A 16688-nucleotide genomic window follows, 5' to 3' on the forward strand; every position below is an offset into this window, starting at 1 on the left:
GCGCGGTCACGGCACCGCTCCGGCTCGGTCGCGAAGATCCGCGAGTGCATCGTCGGCGATCTGGAGAGCCGCGAGGGCGGCGTCACACTCCTCGGCGATGGGAGCGAGGAGCGTCCGGACGCCGTCGAGCGCGGAGGCGAGGAATTCGGTGGCCTCGGCTGGTGCCCGCGGCGCGGCGACGTTGGCGCGGCCGAGGAGAAGGGCGGCCACCGCATGTGCGGTCGGGTCCGGCCACGTGCCCTCGGTGTTCACCGTGAAGACCTCGCGGCCGTCCGCGTCGCGGACCACGCCAGCCTCGTCCGGGGCCTCGCTCAGGGCGAGGGGCAGGCGGATGCCGTGCCGGGCGAAGGGACCGGCCCTGCTCGCGGCATCGTTCTCCGCGAGCGGGTCGGCAGCGATAGCGCCCCTTGGCACAGCCATCAGCACGCCGCCCGTGCCTGCTGCACCACGCCGCCGACGATCAGCCGGCCCTCGGCGGAGAAGGCGTAGGTGATCCCCGCGACGCTCGGCAGCGTGATGGTCTCGATGCGCCGCGAGGCGGGCTGGACGGTGGCCGGCGGCTTGCTGAGCAACCGACCGATCAGGGCGGCATCGCCCGCGACGTAGAGGCGCGAGGCGGTCTCGCCCGGGAGCCGCCGGCGCGTGATCGTGACGCCCGTATCGGCGAGCGCATGGCGGAGCGCCCGCACCGTCTTCTCGAGCGCCTTGGGCGAGCGCTCCTGGGCGGCGGCGAGGCTGGCGTAGCTGTGCGGCTCGCCGGAGCGCGCGAGGGCGCGCAGGACGCGGCACAGGGCAGGGGTGAGGGCCGGGACGGCAGCGCTCATCGTGCGTCCCTCCGGGCGAGCGCCTCCACGGTCCACCGGGCGATGTCGGCGCGCTCGCCGCCGTTCCGCGCGGCTTCGGCCGCGGCGGAAGCCTCGGTGCGGATGTGCTCGCAGGCCGCGTCGACCGCCTCGTGGCCGACCGGACCGCGCGTAGCCCGCGCCTCGGCCAAGCGGCGGTCGCGCTCGGCGGCCCGCCGCTTGTGCCGGTCCGAGAACCATTCCAGCGACGGCCGCCGCGAGGACCGGCCGGTGGCCTTGGCGGCCTCGTACTGGGCGTAGGCGCCCGCGCTCGCGGGATCGATGCCGGCCATCACGCGGCTCCGCGGATTAGCAGGCCGGCCAGCGTCCCGATGAGGAGACCGAGGGCGGTGGCGAGGATCAGCACGACGGCGTGGGCGATGGCCTCGCGGAGCGTGAGGCGGCCAGCCCTTAAGACCGGGGAGGGCGCCGCGGATGCGTCCTCGTCGGTGGGCGGCGGAAACTCGACGAGGCGCGCCCGCAGGGCCGGCAGGTAGCTCGGGCCGTCCAGGTGGAGGTCGGGGGAGTTCGGCATGGGGCTATCCGTAAGAGGATGGCGACAACCTAAAACTCAAGTTGTTGGTTGTCAATTACCGACCTTATGCGCACAATGTCGGTTGTTGCCCCACAGGTTCGTCTCCGCTTGCCCGCTTGACGTTACGTGAACAAAAAGGGAACATTTCCACCACGGGTTCAGCATGGGGAGCAACCGGTGGTGACGGTGCATGGCGGACGCCATACCTATTATGTGGTGCAGTCGTTCTCTCTAGCCGATGGGGGCTACGTCATGGACGAGCCGATCGAGGCGCGGTCCGAGGAGGAGGCCCTCGCGGTCGCCCGCCGGCTAGCTCCAACCAAGGTCGTGACCCTCGCGTTCTCGCGCGCCGGCGACCCCGAGACCGGCGAGTTCGACGACGCGGTGCTGATCTTCAGCAATGGGGAATTGCCCGAGGACGTGGCCATGACCGTATGCGCCTGAGCCCGAAACTCGACGAGCTTGGCAATGTGAACGACCGCCTCTTTCCTGTGCCGAACCGTAGAAGGTCCGGCACGCGGCCGCCTGACTGACGAAGACCAACAAAGGGAAGGGCGTGGGCAGCCTGACGTCGATTTGTAACCGCAACGTACAGTCTGAATGAGCAGTTTCCGAGATAAGGCTCATTTGCAGACGTAAAAACACATTACATATAATATCAATTATGTATATATGGATTAAATCGGGGCGTCTAAGTTATTTAATTACAAGTTTCTCAACTTTTTCGAGCTTAGAATCTGAGCGTAGGCTTCAGGATTAATTGAAAAATACCTAATTCGTAGCGTAAGAGAGAATTAGATATTCCCATGTTGTAAATATATCGCACATGCCCACAGCAGTTCAGTCCTAAGGCATTTCAGTGATGACGCATAGATGAACCCAAGGTACGATAATTTCGCAGCGCCAATATAAATCAAGAGATGAACTATGCGTTATTCGATCGCACCTTTCGTAGCTGCTACAGTTTTAATAAATTCTGAATCATATGCTCAACAGGTATGGTGCCCAGATGATCTTGAGCCTGCAGGTGTGAATTGCGTTAGATATACTCATTATCCTGACATTTCGAGATCTCGTAAAGGGCCAGTTCGAGTGTCAAAAAATTTCTGCCAGGTTGGTCCGGCCTTCAAGGAGGGTAGCGGATACGTCTGCCCATTTTCAAATCCTGCTTTCAACCCGATCAATTTGTCCGGTAAGTGAGTATATCCGATGATATATCAGAAAATAAAATACATGCTATGCCCCTTGTTGGCACTAAACTCAGCCTGTGGAACATACCTTCCTGAGATTAGAGAGTCATGGGATGTTAATCGCTCGCAGGAAATTTCGGCAAACGGTATTCTTGAAGCCAATGTCAAAGAGAAAATTTACTGCGCGATTTATTTGGCTGTAAAGGCTCAAAGAGTATTTCCAGAGGGGTGGGCCGTACAATCGACCCTTGATCTACAAGTTGATCATATAGGGAGCGTAAATCCGGGGTTATCATACATAGTTCCTTTCAATGCCGCCGAAAATTTCACGCTTGGCTTGGGCGCAACGCTGTCCTCACAAGCCACAAGAGAGGATAAGATTGGAAGCTATTGGGATTTGGATCGTTTAAGAAAATATAAAACAGATGAATGCGACGACGCAGGAGAGATAAAAGGCAGCTCTCCGCTTATTACAAGTGATTTAGGTTTAACGCAATGGCTCACAGACGCTCTCGCGTCTGTAAAATATTTTCCTTCCTCGCCAATATCACAAGGCAATGTATTCAATCAAGATAGTCTTACATACCATGCGAAGTTCATAATAATAACAACTGGGAGCTTGAATCCTACTTGGAAACTTATAAGATTCAACAGCGGCAATGGGGCAGCTTTGGCTAGTGTTAATCGCACGAGGACACATGATATATTGCTGACATTTGGCCCAAAATTTAAACCAAATTCTCCGAATATCGCATTAAGTCAGCATTTTTCGACGGAGTATGCCATTTCTCTTGGAAATTCAGGTCGTCAAAGCGCGTTTCCAGCGAGCCCTCCTCTCTTCGGCCAATGACACTACTTCTAATTTTATAATATATTGTGCTTAACATCAATTAGAGGAAATAACAATCGCGCTTCAATCTTCTGGATAAACTACTTTATCCCAATTCAAGAGGATGAAACAAAAATCTTAGATAGTTGAAATCGCTATCCGCTTGGAATAATTTTTCGCAAGTCTACGCTGTTCCAGCCTCAGCATCTGGCTATTTCCTGAAGTCCTTCGACACAATGCGATGGCAGGTCGGCCATGCATCGCGGGACAACTCGAAAGTCCGCGCCGGGTTGAACTGCTGGACGCGCCACGCCTCCGCGCTGGAGCCGACGAGCCGCTTGACCATCGCCCGCGGTTCGTCCCCGGCGCCGGAATAGAACACGCAGGGCGTCGCGGACAGGCCGGGCAGGCGCGGGTTGACCATCAGGGTGTCGCCGGGCTCGAACTCCGGCGACATCGATTCGCCGACGAGGTAGATCGCGTAGCCGTCCTTCACGCCCTGCAGGGCGGGCGGGCGCTTCACCGTGCCGATCGGGTCGCGCTCGATGAGGAGCGAGCCTTCCCCGCCCTCCGCCGAGGCGAAGAGCGGCACGTCTCCGACGAGCCCCGCCGCAGCCGCCCAGTAGGCGGGATCCCGCGCGAAGTCCGGGACCGGCATCGGCGCCTGCCTCGCGGCTTGCGCCGGCCGGCCGTCCTGGGCGCCATCCGGGAAGAGCGCCGGGTCGAGGCCGAGCACCTCGATCAGCCGGGCGAGGTGCGCCGTGCTCTCGACCTGCTTGAGCTCGATCTTGGCGATCGTCGCCTGGGAGGTGCCGACCTCCTTCGCCAGCCGCGCCTGGCTGAGCTTCTTGGCGAGCCGCCCCTCGCGGATGATGTCCTGCCAGTCCATGGGGCGGCAGTCTAAAACCTCGGTTGTGGTCGCGCTCGCATATTCCGGTTGTTGACAACCAACAACCAAGGCGGTTATGTCCAATGTCATGACCGTGCGATCCCTCATTCAGGCCGCGATCACGCTGGCCGGCTCGGAAGCGAAGCTGGGCGACGCCTGCGGCGTCTCCCAGAGCGCGATCTGGAAAGCGAAGAAGGCCGGGCGGGTGTCCGGCGAGCTGGCCGTCCGGATCGACCGGGCGACCGACGGCGCCATCCCGAAGCACCGGCTGCGACCGGATCTGTGGGAGCCGCCGGCCCGCGGCCCGGCCGAAGCCCACGGAGTGGCCGCATGACGTCCCGGAGATCCACGGCGCCAGCGCGTCCCGTCATCCGGGCCGCAGCCGCGATCCTGCTCTGCCTGCTCGCCTGGGGCACGGGGACGGCCGGCTGCTGGTCGAAGCGCGCCTCGCAGCAGCCGCTACACGCGAGACCGGAGGCCGGCTGAGGCCGGTCCCCCGTGTTCCGGGTCCGGCGTCCGTGCGGCGGCGGTCCCGGATCGCGCCCGGCCGGACCCTTCCGCCCCCATCCGCCCGGCCGGGCGCAACCCTCGACCCCACCGGAGGCAGCCATGAGGACGACCCGTCGCAAGATCCGCTACCGCCTCCGGGCCGACGGCCGATGCGAGGTCTGCCTCGCCGACGGGTGGGTGACGCTCGTGCGGGTCGCGCGATGAGCAACGGCGGCCTGTCCTCGCTCGCCGCCAGGCTCCACGCGGCAGCCTCCCATGCCGGCGTGGTCGCGCGCGGCACCGAGATCCTGGCGGCCCGGATGCAGGTCGGCCTGCCGACAGGCACGCCGTGTGCCGGCCTCGACGAGGCGGTGCAGCACCATGCCGAGCAGGCCCAGGTCCTGGCCGACGCCCACGCCTTCGTCCTCCGGTGCGCGGCCCAGCCCGCGCTCCTGCCGCTTCTCGCCGCGCTGGAACGCGGCGAGGCGGTGATCCCGGAAGCCGGCACCGGACGACGGCCTGCCAGGGCCGCCGCCGGCGCTCCTCTCCATGCGACCGTCCAGCCGCCCAAGCCCTGGTCGCGTGTCCTCGACTCCGTGCGTCCGGGACACCGCAAGTCCTCCGGCCCTGCTGCTCACGCCTCTGCGCTCTCCCCGGCGAGCGCAGAGGAACACAGGAGCGGCCCAAGGTGTCGGGATTCTCACCCAAGTTCTCGGGAGACTGTCCCGAGCGTCACGAGGGTAGCATGACTGCTCAGGCAGAGGCGCGCCAGCTCGTCGAGCTGATCGCCGGGCCAGTCCGGCTCGGCGAGAACGTGAAGGCCGCGCTCGCGCGGGTCGCACGGCTCACGGGCCTCGGCGATCGCCGCGTGCGTGGTATCTGGAACGGCGAGGCCCGCCGCATCGAGGCCGAGGAGATGGACCGGCTGCGCCGGGCGGCCCTCGATGCCAGCACCCTAGAGGATGTCGATCGTGCGTACCGTGCCCACCTTGCCCGGCTCCGGGCCTGCCGGGAGATCCTCGGACACGGGGCCGTCGGGCAGGAGGCCTCCCGGCAAGAGACCGTCAGGCAAGAGGCCCTTCGCCTTCCGGCCGCGGACGCTGCTGGCTGGGTGGATCATGCGGAGCTCGGGCTGGCTGGCGCTCAAGATCGCCCCGTGGATCGGGGAGGGCGCCGATGACGCCGGAGGTCCGCCTGCTCGGGATTGATCCCGGCCTCACCGGGGCCCTCGCGCTCCTCAGCCTGATGCCCTCCGGCCCGTCGCTCGCCGTCGCGGACATGCCGGAGGTCCACAAGACCATCGACGCGGCGGCGCTCGCGGAGTTGATCCGCGGCTGGCCGCGCCCGGACCTCATCGTGCTCGAGGAGGTCGGCCCGCAGCCGCGCGACGGCGTGCGCCAGGCCTTCAGCTTCGGGCAGTCCTACGCCACGGCGCGTACCGTCGCGCTGATGCTGGAGATCCCGCTCCACCTCGTGCGGCCGCAGGCCTGGAAGGGCCACTTCCGCCTGCGCGGTGGCCCCGAGGGCAAGGAAGCGGGGCGCGCCCTCGCCCTCCGGCGCTTCCCGGCGAGCGCGAAGCTGTTCGCGCGCAAGAAGGACCACAACCGGGCAGAGGCGGCCCTGCTGGCGCTCTACGGCGCCGAGCGGCTCCTGCCCGCGGGCTCGCTTCCCGATCCGGACCGGGTCGGGGGCGTGGCGACGGCCGGGGGCGTGGCGGCCCCCGGCCAACCCCTCCCTTCACCGAGGGCGGCCGGAGTGTCGGGCTGACGCCCGGCCCGAGGCGCGATGCCTGGTCTCCGCTCCGGCCGCCCCGGATCCTCCAGGAGCAGGCGCAGACGAAAGGAACCCCATGTCGATCTCGCTCAAGAGCCTGCGCAAGCGCACCAACGAGAGCGCCGCGCGCATCGTGATCTACGGCCCGGAGGGCATTGGGAAGACGACGCTGGCGGCGGAGTTCCCGGAGGCCGTGTTCATCCAGGTCGAGGACGGCACGCCGTCCGGCGTCACCATCGATTCGTTCGGCGTGCTCACCACCTTCGAACAGGTGATGGAGGCGATCGGCTCGCTCTACCAGGAGGAGCACTCCTTCCGAACCGTGGTGGTCGACGGCCTGGACCGCCTCGAGCCGCTGGTCTGGACCCGGGTCTGCGAGCTGCACCAGTGGCGCTCGATCGAGGCGCCCGGCTACGGCAAGGGCTACAAGGAGGCGGATTACCTCTGGCGCGACTTCCTCGACGGCCTGAACGCGCTGCGCACGCAGCTCGGCATGACGGTCGTGCTGCTCGCCCACTCGGCGATCGATCGCTTCGACGATCCCCAGACGGCCAGCTACTCGCGCTACGACCTGCGCCTGCACCAGCGGGCGAGCGCCATCGTCAAGGACGAGGCCGACGCCATCCTGCTCGTGAAGCAGGACGCCTCGATCAAGAACGAGGACCAGGGCTTCGGCAAGAAGCGCGCCCAGGCCGACGGCGGCGGGCAGCGCTGGATCTACACCGAAGGCCGGCCCGCCTTCGTGGCGAAGAACCGCTTCGGGATGCCCGAGAAGGTGATGTTCCAGCCAGGCAAAGGCTTCGCCGAGCTGTCGAAGTACCTGCCGGATGCGGCCCGCCAGTTGCCGGCCGCCGAAGCGGCCTGATCCCCACCCGCGTCCGACAGAAGGAGACAAACAGGATGGCGAACCTCGGCGAGAGCATCGACGTCGACACCATCGAAATCGATAACACCTACGAGCCGCTGCCGGCCGGCGAGTACATGGTCCAGGTCACCGACAGCGACGTGGTCGAGACCAAGGCCGGCACGGGCCTGATCCTGAAGCTCACCTTGGAGGTGATGGACGGGCCGAGCGCCGGCCGCAAGGTCTGGCTGAACCTCAACTACAAGAACCCGAACGCCACCGCGCAGCGCATCGCGCACGAGCAGATCAAGCAGATCTGCGACGCGGTCGGCTTCGCCGGGCACCTCACCGACAGCGAGGTGCTGCACTACAAGCCGCTGCGCGTGCGCCTGACCGTCAAGCAGGACCCCGAATACGGCCCGCGCAACGAGATGAAGAAGTTCTCGGCTATGGCCGGCGGCGCCCCGCCGCCCGGCAAGGCCCAGGGCGAAGCCTCGTCGCCGCGCCAGGCGCAGACCGGCGGCACAGCGGCCACGTCACGCCCCGGCACCGCCGGCGGGCGGCCCTGGGGCAACCGCGCGGCCTGAGGAAGCCGGAGCGGCCGGCGCTCGGAAGGGACGCCAGGAGCCGGCCGCTCCACCCCGCACCCCTCAAGGATACGGAGACGCACGATGCGAATCGAGCGCAGGGCGGAGCTATGCCCGCAGCCGTTCGGACTTCAACCCTGCCGCGCCTGCGGGTCGACCGCGGCGGTGATCGAGCTGCGCCCCGGTGCGGTGCGCCTGCGGCGCCTGTGCTGCCACGGCGACCCGCTCGCGCTGCCCGAGGCCGGCAACGGCGCCGTGGAGGTCCGCCGCCATGGCTGAGCTCCCGCCGATCGAGGCGCCAACCGTGTCGGCCGTCTACGCCGCGCTCCAGCACAACCGCCGCGACGAGGATCGCGGCTATCTCGGCATGTCGCAGTTCGGAACCGAGTGCGACCGCGCGCTCTGGTACGGCTGGCGCAAGGTCCACGATCCGGAACCGCTCGACGGGCGGCGCATCCGTCTGTTCGAGACCGGCCACCTCGAGGAGGGCCGCCTGATCGGCGACCTGCGGAGCGCCGGCATGGTGGTCACCGACGCCGATCCCCGGACCGGCCGGCAGTTCGGCGTGTGGTCGATCGGCGGCCACCTGCGCGGGCACCTCGACGGCACGATCGACGGCGTACCGGACGCGCCGAAGACGACGCACGTCCTCGAATGCAAGACGCATAACGACAGGAGCTTCAAGGCCCTGCTGAAGGACGGCGTCGCGCGGTCTAAGCCGGGCCATGTCTCGCAGATGCAGTTCTACATGCATTTCACGGGGCTGACGCGGGCGCTCTACGTCGCCGTGAACAAGAACGACGACCAGCTCTACGCGGAGCGGGTGCGCTACGACGCGACGGCCGCGCTGCAGCTGGTCGCCCGGGCGGAGCGCATCATCCGGGCAGACCAGCCCCCGTCAAAGCTGCATGACGACCCGTCGGCGAAGGCCGCCTTCGCCTGCGGTTGGTGCCCGGCCCGGACGGTCTGCCACGACGGCGCCTGGGCGCGTGTGAACTGCCGGACCTGCCTGCACGCGACGCCGGTGGTGGACGAGGGCGATGCCGGCCGCTGGCACTGCGCCCGCCACGACATCCACCTGACCCCGGACGAGCAGCGCCGCGGCTGCCACCAGCACCGCTACGTGCCCGGCCTCGTGCCCGGCGAGCAGGTCGACGTCGACGAGGGCCGCGAGACGATCACCTATCGCCTCGCCGACGGCAGCACCTGGGTCGACGGCGCCGGCGCCGCGGGATGGCGCCCGTGAGCCCCGGCGCAGCAGCCTCCCGCACGACGGTCCCGATCGAGAGGCTGCCGGCACGGGTGCGCCGGATCGTCGAACGCTGCCGAGCCGGGCAGACCCTCTGCCTCGGCCACCGCGTGCGCGAGATCGGGCCCCCCCTATGCTGGTTCGAGCCGTCGGGCCGATCGACGCGGCACCGCAGCGCGCTGGACGCGATCGCCTCGGGCCACCTCGTGCCGAGTGCGGATGGCCTGTTCGGCCAGGAATCCGCTCAGACCTGGCGGGCGGACGAGGGTGAGCGTGGGACGGAAACGGGTGTCCCCGGCGGGTCGTCTGCCGCGGCAGCGGAGTAGCGGCGATGTCGCGCTTCCGCTCCATGCCGATCTTCCGGCCCGGCATCGTCGGCGTGTTCACCATGGGCGCGGACGCCGTGATCCTCACCAAGGCCATGAAGAAGGTCCCGGAGGCCAGCGAGGCCGCCCGGGCGCTGGGCGACCCATTCAACCGCGCCCGTCGCGAGCGGGCGCTGCGGATCCTCGAGGCGCTGCCCGCGCGCCGGCAGGCCCGGATCCTCGCCGAGTACGACCGCAAGCGCCGCGACGGAGGCGACGAATGATGCCGGGATCCGACACGTTGTTCGAGCGCCGGCCGGCCGCGGCGGCCCTGCACTCCCGCGCCTACCAGATGGAGACGGTGCAGGCGCTGCTGGACTACTGGCGGGCCGGCGGCGGCAACCCGCTCGTCGACCTCGCCACCGGCACCGGCAAGTCCGTCTGCATCGCCCAGCTCATCGACCTCGTGTTGACCGAGTGGCCCGACATGCGGGTGCTCGTGCTGGTCCACGTCAAGGAGTTGGTGGCGCAGAACGTGAAGGCGCTGCTGCGCCTGTGCCCGAACGCGCCGGTCGGCATCAACGCGGCCAGCCTCGGCCAGCGCGACCGGCACGCCCAGGTGCTGTTCGCCTCGATCCAGAGCGTCTACCGCGAGGACGGCTACTCGCTGGGCAAGCGCGACCTGGTGCTGATCGACGAGGCGCACCTCGTGCCGAAGTCGGGCGACGGCATGTACCGCACCCTCGTCGATAGCTTGCGCGAGCGGGTGCCCGACCTGCGCGTCGCCGGCTTCACGGCCACGCCCTACCGGCTCGACAGCGGGCGCCTCGACCAGGGAGACGAGCGGCTGTTCGACCGCATCGTCTACACCTACGGCATCGGCGACGCGGTGCGCGACGGCTGGCTGGCACCGCTCGTCAGCAAGGCGACGCTCACCGGCTTCGACCTCTCGGGCGTCGCCCGGCGCGGCGGCGAGTTCGTGGAGGGCCAGCTGCAGGCGGCGGTCGACCAGATCGACGTGACCGAGGCGGCCTGCGACGAGATCGTGGCTCTGGGCCGGGACCGGCAATCCTGGCTCGCCTTCTGCGCCGGCGTCGAGCACGCGCTGAACGTGCGCAACGCGCTCCGCGCCCGCGGCATCGCCGCCGAGACCGTGACCGGCGAGACCGCGTCCGGCGAGCGCGACCGGCTGGTGGGGCAGTTCCGGGAGGGCCGCATCCGCTGCCTGACCAACGCCATGGTGCTCACTACCGGCTTCGACGCGCCCGGCGTCGACCTCATCGCCATGCTGCGGCCGACCCTCTCGACCGGCCTCTACGTCCAGATCCTGGGGCGCGGCACCCGGCCGGTCTACCCGGACGGCTTCGACGCGAACGAGGCGAGCCCGGAGGAGCGGCGGGCGGCGATCGCCGAGAGCGTCAAGGCCAACTGCCTCGTGCTGGACTTCGCGCAGAACGTCCTGCGGCACGGGCCCGTGGACGCGCTGACCCCACCGGCGAGAAGCGGTCCGGCGCGGGCGGCGCCCGAGATGGCCGTGAGGCCGGAGACGGTCCGGGCGAAGGCCTGCCCGCACTGCAGCACCCTCGTCGGCCTCGACGAATACGCCTGCACCGCGCCCGGCTGCGGATTCGAGTGGGAACGGCCGGTGCCGAAGCACGATCCGGTGGCGGATGCCGAGCGACCGGTGATGCAGGGCGCGCCGCCCCCGCCGCCCGACCCGTGGGTGCCGGTGACCGGCATGGTGGCCGCCCGGCACGTCAAGCGGTTCGAGCCGGAGGCGCCGCCGACGCTGCGGGTGGACTATGCCTGCGGCTTCGTGAGCCACGCCGAGTGGGTGTGCTTCGAGCACCAGGGCGTCGCCAGGGCCAAGGCCGAGAAGTGGTGGCGCGACATGCGCGGCCGCCAGCCGGCGCCGGCGAGCGTGGACGAGGCGCTGGAGCGCCTGGAGGACGGCGAGCTCGCCCGGCCGAGCCACATCGTGGTGAAGCAGGACGGCAAGTTCGCCCGTGTCGCCAGCCGCCGCTTCGCGCCGGACGAGCTTGCCCGGGTGCGGGCCTACGCGCCCCGCTCCGTGACCGAGCGCGAGGACGCGGCGTGGTGGCGTGTGCTGGGCCTCGACCCCTTTGCCCACGCGGACGAGGTGCGGGCGGCGTTCCGGCGGCTCGCCCGCGAGCACCACCCGGACCACGGCGGCTCGCATGCCGCGATGACCAACATCAACCGCGCCTACGTCGAGGGCTTGCGCGCCGCGAGCTCCGCCGACGTGCCGTTCTGATGTCGGCGGGAGGGAAGGGCGATGCCGTGGCGCGGGTGAAGGGCGACCGCGAGCCGGTGATCTGCGGCGTGTGCCGGCGCCGAGCGAATACCGGCTTCGGCTGGGCCGGGAAGCAGGGCCGCCCGGTGCTGTGGCTGTGCGACAGCCCGGATTGCGGCCGGGTGGCGAGGAGCGTGTACGAGATGCCGACGATCGAGCTGGACGAGTACGAGCGGCGGGCGCGCGACGCGGCCGGCGAGCGGGCAGGGGCCTTCCTCGACGCCATCGGCAAGACCGACCTCGCGACCCTGACGCCCGAGGAATGGGCGACCTTCCTGCAGCAGGTCGTGGTCGGCTTCGAGGACGAGTTGCGCCGGATGCTCCTCGCCCGCACCGCGCCGTTCTGAGGACCAATGCGATGCGTGCGGTGCCGGGTGCGTACGGGCAGATCGGGGCCCGCCTCGTGGAGCGGGGCTACGCGGCGATTCCGATCATCCCCGGCACCAAGCGCCCGGGCGTACCGCGGGCCGACGGCGCCTGGACCGGCCTCGACGACTGGCAGGCCCGGTTCCGCCACCGCCTGCCGGTCGAGGTCGAGGTCGAGCGCTGGTCCGAGAGCGGGGCCGGCGTCGGGATCGCGCTGGGCCCGCCCTCGGGCGGCACGGTGAGCGCCGACATCGACACAGACGACGCGGCGATCCGCGCCGTCCTGCTGACGATCCTGCCCGACACCACGGTCGGCAAGGCCGGGCGGAAGGGCGAGACGCTGTTCTACCGCGCGAGCCCCACCTTCCCGTCCCGGGCCTTCGACCTGCCCGGCCCGGACGGCAGGCCGATGCGCGTGCTCGACCTGCTCGGCCCGGGCAAGCAGACCGTGCTGCCGCCGACGCTCCATCCCGAGACCGGCGAGCCCTACCGCTGGACGCGCCTCGAGGCGCTCGACGGAGTGGCCCCCGGGGACCTGCCGTGGATCGGCGACGACGTCGGCGAGCGCATCGCCGCGGCGCTGGTGCCGTTCGGCTACCGGCCCGAGCCGCCGCGGCCGCCGCGCCGGGAGGCCCCGGCCGGGGAGGAGACGCCGCACCGCCGGGTCAACGACCTCGCCATGGCGGATCTCGGCGCCTGGGTGCCGGAACTCGGCCTGCCCAAGCTGCGCCGCCGGGGCGGCGGCTACGTGGCGGTGCCGGTCTGGCGCCCGTCGCACACCGGCCGGCCGCTGGAGAAGCGCAGCCCCAACCTCAAGATCCACCCCGACGGCATCCGCGACTTCCACGACGGCAACCGGGCCTACACGCCCCTCGACCTCGTGATGGCGGCGCGAGGATACGCCCTGGACGAGGCCTTCGACTGGCTGGCGGGGCGGGTCGGCTACGGCGAGGGCCTGACCATCGACCTGCAGCCGCGGCGGGTGGAGATGCACGCGGGCGTGACGGTCGACGCCGAGACCGGCGAGGTGCTCGAGGCGCCGCCGGCGCCCGTTGATTCCCGCGACTTCCCGGACGCGGACCTGCGCGTGCCGGGGCTGGTGGGCGAGATTGCCGACTGGATCATGGCGTCGAGCCCCAAGCCGATCCGGCTGTTCGCCACCGCGGCGGCCCTGGTGACGGTCGGCACGCTGATCGGCCGGCGGGTCTATTGCGGCACGCCGCGCTCGGGCGCCCACCTCTACGTGATGACGATCGCCGGCACCGGCGCCGGCAAGGAGCGGCCGCAGGAGGCGGTGCGCCAGATCCTCGACGCGGCGACCGGAGGGCAGCGGCTGCACACCGCGGCGGCCTCCTCGGCGGCGTCGCTGGCTTTGCGCCTCGCCGAGCGGCCGGTGCAGGTGCAGGTGGTGGACGAGGTCGACAAGATCCTGCGCCGGGTCGGCCACCGCAACGCCAACGCCCAGGAGGCCGAGATGCTGCAGGATTACTGCACCCTCTGGGGCCGCGGCATGGGGACGTTCATCCCCAACAGCACCACCACGCGCGGCGACATCCTGATCCAGCGGCCGTGCCTGTCGCTCTACGGCGCCACCACTTTCACGTCGTTCTACGAGCAGATGCGCTCGAAGATGGTCTCCAACGGCTTCCTCAACCGCTTCCTGGTGCTGCCGCGGTTCGAGCGGGTGAAGGTGCAGGCCCGGGTGGCGCCGGAGGAGGAGGTGCCCGACGCGATCGTGGCGGCGGCCCGGCGCCTGTTCGAGTTCCAGGACGCGCCGCCGCCCGGCGTCGATCCCCGCCGGCACCTCGGCGCGACAGCGACGCTGCTGGACCCTGCCCGCCCGCCGCCGCTCGTGGTGGTCGAGATGACGGCCGGCGCGCAGGCGATCTACGCCGCCTGCCGCGAGCGCGACGAAACGATGCTGGCCCGCGCCGACCACGACCCGCTCTACGAGGCCTGGAGCCGGGCGGCGGAGCTGACGAAGCGCGTGGCGCTGATCGTCGCCTGCGGGCGCTACGCAAAGGCCGGGCTCGCGGGCGTGCAGGTGGAGGAGGGGGACATGGCCTGGGCGCAGCGGCTGGTGGACTGGTCGTTCAGCCTGTTCGTCACCGGCCTGCGGGAGAACATGGCCGAGAACGAGCATCAGGCGGGGCTGAAGGCAGTGCTCGGGTTCATCCGTCAGGCCGGGCGGCCAGTGAACCGCTCGGAGGTGTACCGGCGGGTGGACGGGCGGATGGACGCACGTCAGCTCGACAACGTGATGAAGTACCTCGTAACTAGCGGGCAGGTGGAGGAGATGTTGGAAAAGACGAAAGGAAGACCTAGAACGATGTATCAAGTTGCAATTTCGTAGCGCTTCATCAAATAGGCAGCGAACATGACGTTGTAAATTCGTCATTATAATTTACTAGTAAGTTGTATATTTTATTTATTGGTATATGATTTCGATGCTAAATCAGGCAGTGGCATTTATCAGAAGACTAGATTATTTAATATAATATTTGGCAATAACTAGCCATTCGCTATCTGCGTCGCGGCTGCTAGCAAAGCATTTCGATACACAAGATATACAGTATCAGGATTGTGGGCCGGATGAACGCTCGTAATTATCGTGTAAACGCTAATACCCGGGGCAGGACTACCAAAAATGCGAAGCGCAAGACTATCTAGAGCTCTCTGTGTGGTCGAAGAAACATGCGCGCAGGCATTTCTCATTGTTTTTAGATCGGAAAGTTGGGAATTTATATTGTTGATAGCACCTCTAACTGGATATCCATTTTGGAAATAGATGTTTGATATTTGCTTGACATATTCGTGATTGCTAAAATCAAAATATTTCATGACCCCGACTGTCATTTTTTTTGCTTCGTCTCTCGAAGCGGGAGCGACCATTCTAACGGGCTGGCTTCCATTGATCGTTGTGGAGCCAGTCATATAAGCAGAAATTACTTCTTCCAAAAAATTCTCCCAAGCAATAAACATATTCAAAAATGCAGCATGAGTAATTTGCTGCCGTGATATCGATGTAAATAAATATGCTCCATTTGCATCTTGCTGATGGGCGCTTGCAATCAGTGCGTCGCACTGTATAAAAGACGATGTAATTTGCGCGAGAGCGTTTTGAGGCACGTTAATCAACCAGATTTTCTGACGCATATTCGCCAGTGATGAGTCTGATTAAATATTTAGTACGCCGCGACCTGACAGCCTCGTCAGTAGTTGCTCGAGTTGAATCTTGCAAAAATATTCGATCTTCGTCGGAGAGAATTACAGAATCTCTATTTGCGAAAATCTCTGTGATATGATCAAGCCTATTGCGCACAGAAGAGAGAGCTTTTTCACTCAAATCGATACTTGTCGGACTAAGCCCCGGTATTCCCGCTATAAAATGCGCAATGGAAGTGAAAAGCGTATAAAATAGAAAAAGGCCGGTTGAATTCGGTGCCAACCAAGCCGTCTGGAAATAACTCTGCGATTTTAGATATTGTTGTATCAAACCAAAGTGTGAGCCCGTCACCATCTCCAGTGAATTTATTCTCATATTTCTCGTAATACTTTGAAATCGAACGCTTAGCCTTGATACCCTCCATCATCGCAATCAACAAATCGGCAGTTATATTAACTTCGTTCATCCTCAGGACTTGATTCGGAGTAAAAATTTTCTGACTTATCCAGTACTCTGTATAATACCGCGCGATTTCATCAGCGAGACTCTTGAAAGGACCAAAATGAGATGCATTTAATTTTTCCTGTTCGTTCAAGACTATTGCATACGAGTTGAGTCGGCCGAATATATCCAATACTTCGGAGTCGGATAAATTTATTAGTATATCTACAGATATTTCATAAGACAATATTTGGCTTTGCATAATCTCATCTAGCTGACTAAACAATAAGCCTCCGTAATCTTTATTGTGAGATTTGCTTACTTTGAATCCGTCCTTTACAAAGGATAATATAGTCCGCAGCCGTTGCTGTCCGTCCACCACTTCTCTGATGGATGTTTTCGTAGATACGTTAATTTTTTGCCTAATAAATACCTTTGGAATTGGCTTGCCACGCATAATTGTGTCGATAAGATAACTTTTAGCCTTATCGTTCCACACAGATCTACGCTGAAATCGTGGATTGAGTTCCAGCTGTCTAGCAGCTTCCCACTCAACGAAATCATTTATGCCGTATGTACGGGAATCGTAACTCTTCATCTGACCCTTTCGACACAACCGAGTTTTTTGGTATACTCGCATCATTGGATCCCTGGTTGCAATAGGCTTTGGCGCACGATTAGTCGCCCCAAAGCAGTGTTTCTCCAACGCGTATGGTATGGTTTTCTCAAATTATTGAACGATCGAATTTGATCCGAAAAAAGGAAGATTTCAATTATGACTATGTATATTTAAATTTTTTTGTATAATATATCATGTATATAATTCTTTTAGCTAGGCTTTAAATTAATCCAGCCTCAACTACACCGTA

The 16688-nt window shown here is 65.0% G+C and carries 21 protein-coding genes; 13 read left to right on the forward strand and 8 right to left on the reverse strand.

Going from position 1 to position 16688, the window contains the following annotated elements; all coding sequences use genetic code 11:
- Positions 1 to 6: 6 nt before the first annotated feature.
- Genes FF100_RS29250 through FF100_RS29265 form a run of 4 tightly spaced genes read right to left on the reverse strand, consistent with a single transcriptional unit; the run spans position 7 to position 1377 of the window.
- On the reverse strand, positions 7 to 420 hold the full coding sequence (locus FF100_RS29250; protein WP_246102514.1) for a hypothetical protein: 414 nt from the start codon (positions 418 to 420) through the stop codon (positions 7 to 9).
- Positions 420 to 824 (reverse strand): hypothetical protein, encoded by a 405-nt coding sequence (locus tag FF100_RS29255; RefSeq protein WP_139039331.1) that lies wholly within the window; start codon positions 822 to 824, stop codon positions 420 to 422. Before FF100_RS29255 ends, FF100_RS29250 begins: the two co-directional genes overlap by 1 nt.
- Positions 821 to 1135 (reverse strand): hypothetical protein, encoded by a 315-nt coding sequence (locus tag FF100_RS29260; protein WP_139039333.1) that lies wholly within the window; start codon positions 1133 to 1135, stop codon positions 821 to 823. The genes FF100_RS29255 and FF100_RS29260 overlap by 4 nt, the downstream gene beginning before the upstream one ends.
- Complete coding sequence (locus FF100_RS29265; protein WP_139039335.1) at positions 1135 to 1377, reverse strand: hypothetical protein; 243 nt, start codon at positions 1375 to 1377, stop codon at positions 1135 to 1137. Before FF100_RS29265 ends, FF100_RS29260 begins: the two co-directional genes overlap by 1 nt.
- A 177-nt stretch (positions 1378 to 1554) precedes the next feature.
- Here FF100_RS29265 and FF100_RS29270 point away from each other — a divergent pair, with 177 nt between their 5' ends.
- Complete coding sequence (locus FF100_RS29270; protein ID WP_139039336.1) at positions 1555 to 1821, forward strand: hypothetical protein; 267 nt, start codon at positions 1555 to 1557, stop codon at positions 1819 to 1821.
- 765 nt (positions 1822 to 2586) lie between these two features.
- Complete coding sequence (locus FF100_RS29275) at positions 2587 to 3417, forward strand: hypothetical protein (RefSeq protein ID WP_139039338.1); 831 nt, start codon at positions 2587 to 2589, stop codon at positions 3415 to 3417.
- Between the two features lie 190 nt (positions 3418 to 3607).
- Here the strand turns inward: FF100_RS29275 and FF100_RS29280 are convergent, their stop codons facing one another.
- Positions 3608 to 4285: an XRE family transcriptional regulator gene (locus tag FF100_RS29280; RefSeq protein WP_171070373.1), complete on the reverse strand. Its 678-nt coding sequence runs from the start codon at positions 4283 to 4285 to the stop codon at positions 3608 to 3610.
- A gap of 88 nt (positions 4286 to 4373) precedes the next feature.
- On the opposite strand from FF100_RS29280, the gene FF100_RS29285 reads away from it, so the two are divergent.
- A complete protein-coding gene (locus FF100_RS29285) occupies positions 4374 to 4619 on the forward strand; it encodes a transcriptional regulator (protein WP_139039342.1) in 246 nt (81 codons plus the stop codon).
- Positions 4620 to 4920: 301 nt separating this feature from the next.
- Here FF100_RS29285 and FF100_RS29290 read toward each other — a convergent pair whose 3' ends face one another.
- Positions 4921 to 5325 carry a hypothetical protein gene (locus tag FF100_RS29290; protein ID WP_139039344.1) on the reverse strand — a complete coding sequence of 135 codons (405 nt, stop codon included), beginning with the start codon at positions 5323 to 5325 and terminating at the stop codon, positions 4921 to 4923.
- 194 nt (positions 5326 to 5519) lie between these two features.
- Here FF100_RS29290 and FF100_RS29295 point away from each other — a divergent pair, with 194 nt between their 5' ends.
- The 10 genes from FF100_RS29295 to FF100_RS29340 all read left to right on the forward strand — a co-directional run bounded on the left by FF100_RS29295 (position 5520) and on the right by FF100_RS29340 (position 14565).
- Complete coding sequence (locus tag FF100_RS29295) at positions 5520 to 5954, forward strand: hypothetical protein (protein WP_139039346.1); 435 nt, start codon at positions 5520 to 5522, stop codon at positions 5952 to 5954.
- Positions 5951 to 6541, forward strand: a complete 591-nt coding sequence (locus FF100_RS29300) for a RuvC family protein (protein WP_171070374.1) — start codon at positions 5951 to 5953, stop codon at positions 6539 to 6541. Before FF100_RS29295 ends, FF100_RS29300 begins: the two co-directional genes overlap by 4 nt.
- 82 nt (positions 6542 to 6623) lie before the next feature.
- Positions 6624 to 7412, forward strand: coding sequence for an ATP-binding protein (locus FF100_RS29305; protein ID WP_139039348.1), 789 nt, complete (start codon positions 6624 to 6626; stop codon positions 7410 to 7412).
- Positions 7413 to 7447: 35 nt separating this feature from the next.
- The gene (locus FF100_RS29310; RefSeq protein WP_139039349.1) at positions 7448 to 7978 is read left to right on the forward strand and encodes a DUF669 domain-containing protein; all 531 of its coding nucleotides are present in this window, start codon (positions 7448 to 7450) and stop codon (positions 7976 to 7978) included.
- Between the two features lie 84 nt (positions 7979 to 8062).
- Positions 8063 to 8257, forward strand: coding sequence for a hypothetical protein (locus FF100_RS29315; RefSeq protein WP_139039351.1), 195 nt, complete (start codon positions 8063 to 8065; stop codon positions 8255 to 8257).
- The gene (locus FF100_RS29320; protein ID WP_139039353.1) at positions 8250 to 9224 is read left to right on the forward strand and encodes a PD-(D/E)XK nuclease family protein; all 975 of its coding nucleotides are present in this window, start codon (positions 8250 to 8252) and stop codon (positions 9222 to 9224) included. Before FF100_RS29315 ends, FF100_RS29320 begins: the two co-directional genes overlap by 8 nt.
- Before the next feature lie 334 nt (positions 9225 to 9558).
- On the forward strand, positions 9559 to 9816 hold the full coding sequence (locus tag FF100_RS29325) for a hypothetical protein (RefSeq protein WP_139039355.1): 258 nt from the start codon (positions 9559 to 9561) through the stop codon (positions 9814 to 9816).
- Positions 9813 to 11807 carry a DEAD/DEAH box helicase family protein gene (locus FF100_RS29330; RefSeq protein WP_246102515.1) on the forward strand — a complete coding sequence of 665 codons (1995 nt, stop codon included), beginning with the start codon at positions 9813 to 9815 and terminating at the stop codon, positions 11805 to 11807. Before FF100_RS29325 ends, FF100_RS29330 begins: the two co-directional genes overlap by 4 nt.
- A complete protein-coding gene (locus FF100_RS29335) occupies positions 11807 to 12193 on the forward strand; it encodes a DUF6511 domain-containing protein (RefSeq protein ID WP_139039356.1) in 387 nt (128 codons plus the stop codon). The genes FF100_RS29330 and FF100_RS29335 overlap by 1 nt, the downstream gene beginning before the upstream one ends.
- 11 nt (positions 12194 to 12204) lie before the next feature.
- Positions 12205 to 14565 (forward strand): bifunctional DNA primase/polymerase, encoded by a 2361-nt coding sequence (locus tag FF100_RS29340; RefSeq protein ID WP_171070375.1) that lies wholly within the window; start codon positions 12205 to 12207, stop codon positions 14563 to 14565.
- Between the two features lie 158 nt (positions 14566 to 14723).
- On the opposite strand, the gene FF100_RS29345 is transcribed toward FF100_RS29340, so the two are convergent.
- On the reverse strand, positions 14724 to 15368 hold the full coding sequence (locus FF100_RS29345; protein ID WP_139039360.1) for a hypothetical protein: 645 nt from the start codon (positions 15366 to 15368) through the stop codon (positions 14724 to 14726).
- Between the two features lie 206 nt (positions 15369 to 15574).
- The gene (locus FF100_RS29350; RefSeq protein WP_171070376.1) at positions 15575 to 16417 is read right to left on the reverse strand and encodes a GmrSD restriction endonuclease domain-containing protein; all 843 of its coding nucleotides are present in this window, start codon (positions 16415 to 16417) and stop codon (positions 15575 to 15577) included.
- Between the last annotated feature and the right edge of the window lie 271 nt (positions 16418 to 16688).

Origin of the sequence: Methylobacterium terricola (assembly GCF_006151805.1) — a bacterium.
GTDB lineage: Bacteria > Pseudomonadota > Alphaproteobacteria > Rhizobiales > Beijerinckiaceae > Methylobacterium > Methylobacterium terricola.

Excerpts from the sequence above, each read along its gene's own strand:
- FF100_RS29250 (WP_246102514.1), bottom strand. The coding sequence starts at position 420 with ATGGCTGTGCCAAGGGGCGCTATCGCTGCCGACCCGCTCGCGGAGAAC.
- FF100_RS29255 (WP_139039331.1), bottom strand. The coding sequence starts at position 824 with ATGAGCGCTGCCGTCCCGGCCCTCACCCCTGCCCTGTGCCGCGTCCTG.
- FF100_RS29260 (WP_139039333.1), bottom strand. The coding sequence starts at position 1,135 with ATGGCCGGCATCGATCCCGCGAGCGCGGGCGCCTACGCCCAGTACGAG.
- FF100_RS29265 (WP_139039335.1), bottom strand. The coding sequence starts at position 1,377 with ATGCCGAACTCCCCCGACCTCCACCTGGACGGCCCGAGCTACCTGCCG.
- FF100_RS29275 (WP_139039338.1), top strand. The coding sequence starts at position 2,587 with ATGATATATCAGAAAATAAAATACATGCTATGCCCCTTGTTGGCACTA.
- FF100_RS29280 (WP_171070373.1), bottom strand. The coding sequence starts at position 4,285 with ATGGACTGGCAGGACATCATCCGCGAGGGGCGGCTCGCCAAGAAGCTC.
- FF100_RS29285 (WP_139039342.1), top strand. The coding sequence starts at position 4,374 with ATGACCGTGCGATCCCTCATTCAGGCCGCGATCACGCTGGCCGGCTCG.
- FF100_RS29290 (WP_139039344.1), bottom strand. The coding sequence starts at position 5,325 with ATGGAGAGGAGCGCCGGCGGCGGCCCTGGCAGGCCGTCGTCCGGTGCC.
- FF100_RS29295 (WP_139039346.1), top strand. The coding sequence starts at position 5,520 with ATGACTGCTCAGGCAGAGGCGCGCCAGCTCGTCGAGCTGATCGCCGGG.
- FF100_RS29300 (WP_171070374.1), top strand. The coding sequence starts at position 5,951 with ATGACGCCGGAGGTCCGCCTGCTCGGGATTGATCCCGGCCTCACCGGG.
- FF100_RS29305 (WP_139039348.1), top strand. The coding sequence starts at position 6,624 with ATGTCGATCTCGCTCAAGAGCCTGCGCAAGCGCACCAACGAGAGCGCC.
- FF100_RS29310 (WP_139039349.1), top strand. The coding sequence starts at position 7,448 with ATGGCGAACCTCGGCGAGAGCATCGACGTCGACACCATCGAAATCGAT.
- FF100_RS29315 (WP_139039351.1), top strand. The coding sequence starts at position 8,063 with ATGCGAATCGAGCGCAGGGCGGAGCTATGCCCGCAGCCGTTCGGACTT.
- FF100_RS29320 (WP_139039353.1), top strand. The coding sequence starts at position 8,250 with ATGGCTGAGCTCCCGCCGATCGAGGCGCCAACCGTGTCGGCCGTCTAC.
- FF100_RS29325 (WP_139039355.1), top strand. The coding sequence starts at position 9,559 with ATGTCGCGCTTCCGCTCCATGCCGATCTTCCGGCCCGGCATCGTCGGC.
- FF100_RS29330 (WP_246102515.1), top strand. The coding sequence starts at position 9,813 with ATGATGCCGGGATCCGACACGTTGTTCGAGCGCCGGCCGGCCGCGGCG.
- FF100_RS29335 (WP_139039356.1), top strand. The coding sequence starts at position 11,807 with ATGTCGGCGGGAGGGAAGGGCGATGCCGTGGCGCGGGTGAAGGGCGAC.
- FF100_RS29340 (WP_171070375.1), top strand. The coding sequence starts at position 12,205 with ATGCGTGCGGTGCCGGGTGCGTACGGGCAGATCGGGGCCCGCCTCGTG.
- FF100_RS29345 (WP_139039360.1), bottom strand. The coding sequence starts at position 15,368 with ATGCGTCAGAAAATCTGGTTGATTAACGTGCCTCAAAACGCTCTCGCG.
- FF100_RS29350 (WP_171070376.1), bottom strand. The coding sequence starts at position 16,417 with ATGAAGAGTTACGATTCCCGTACATACGGCATAAATGATTTCGTTGAG.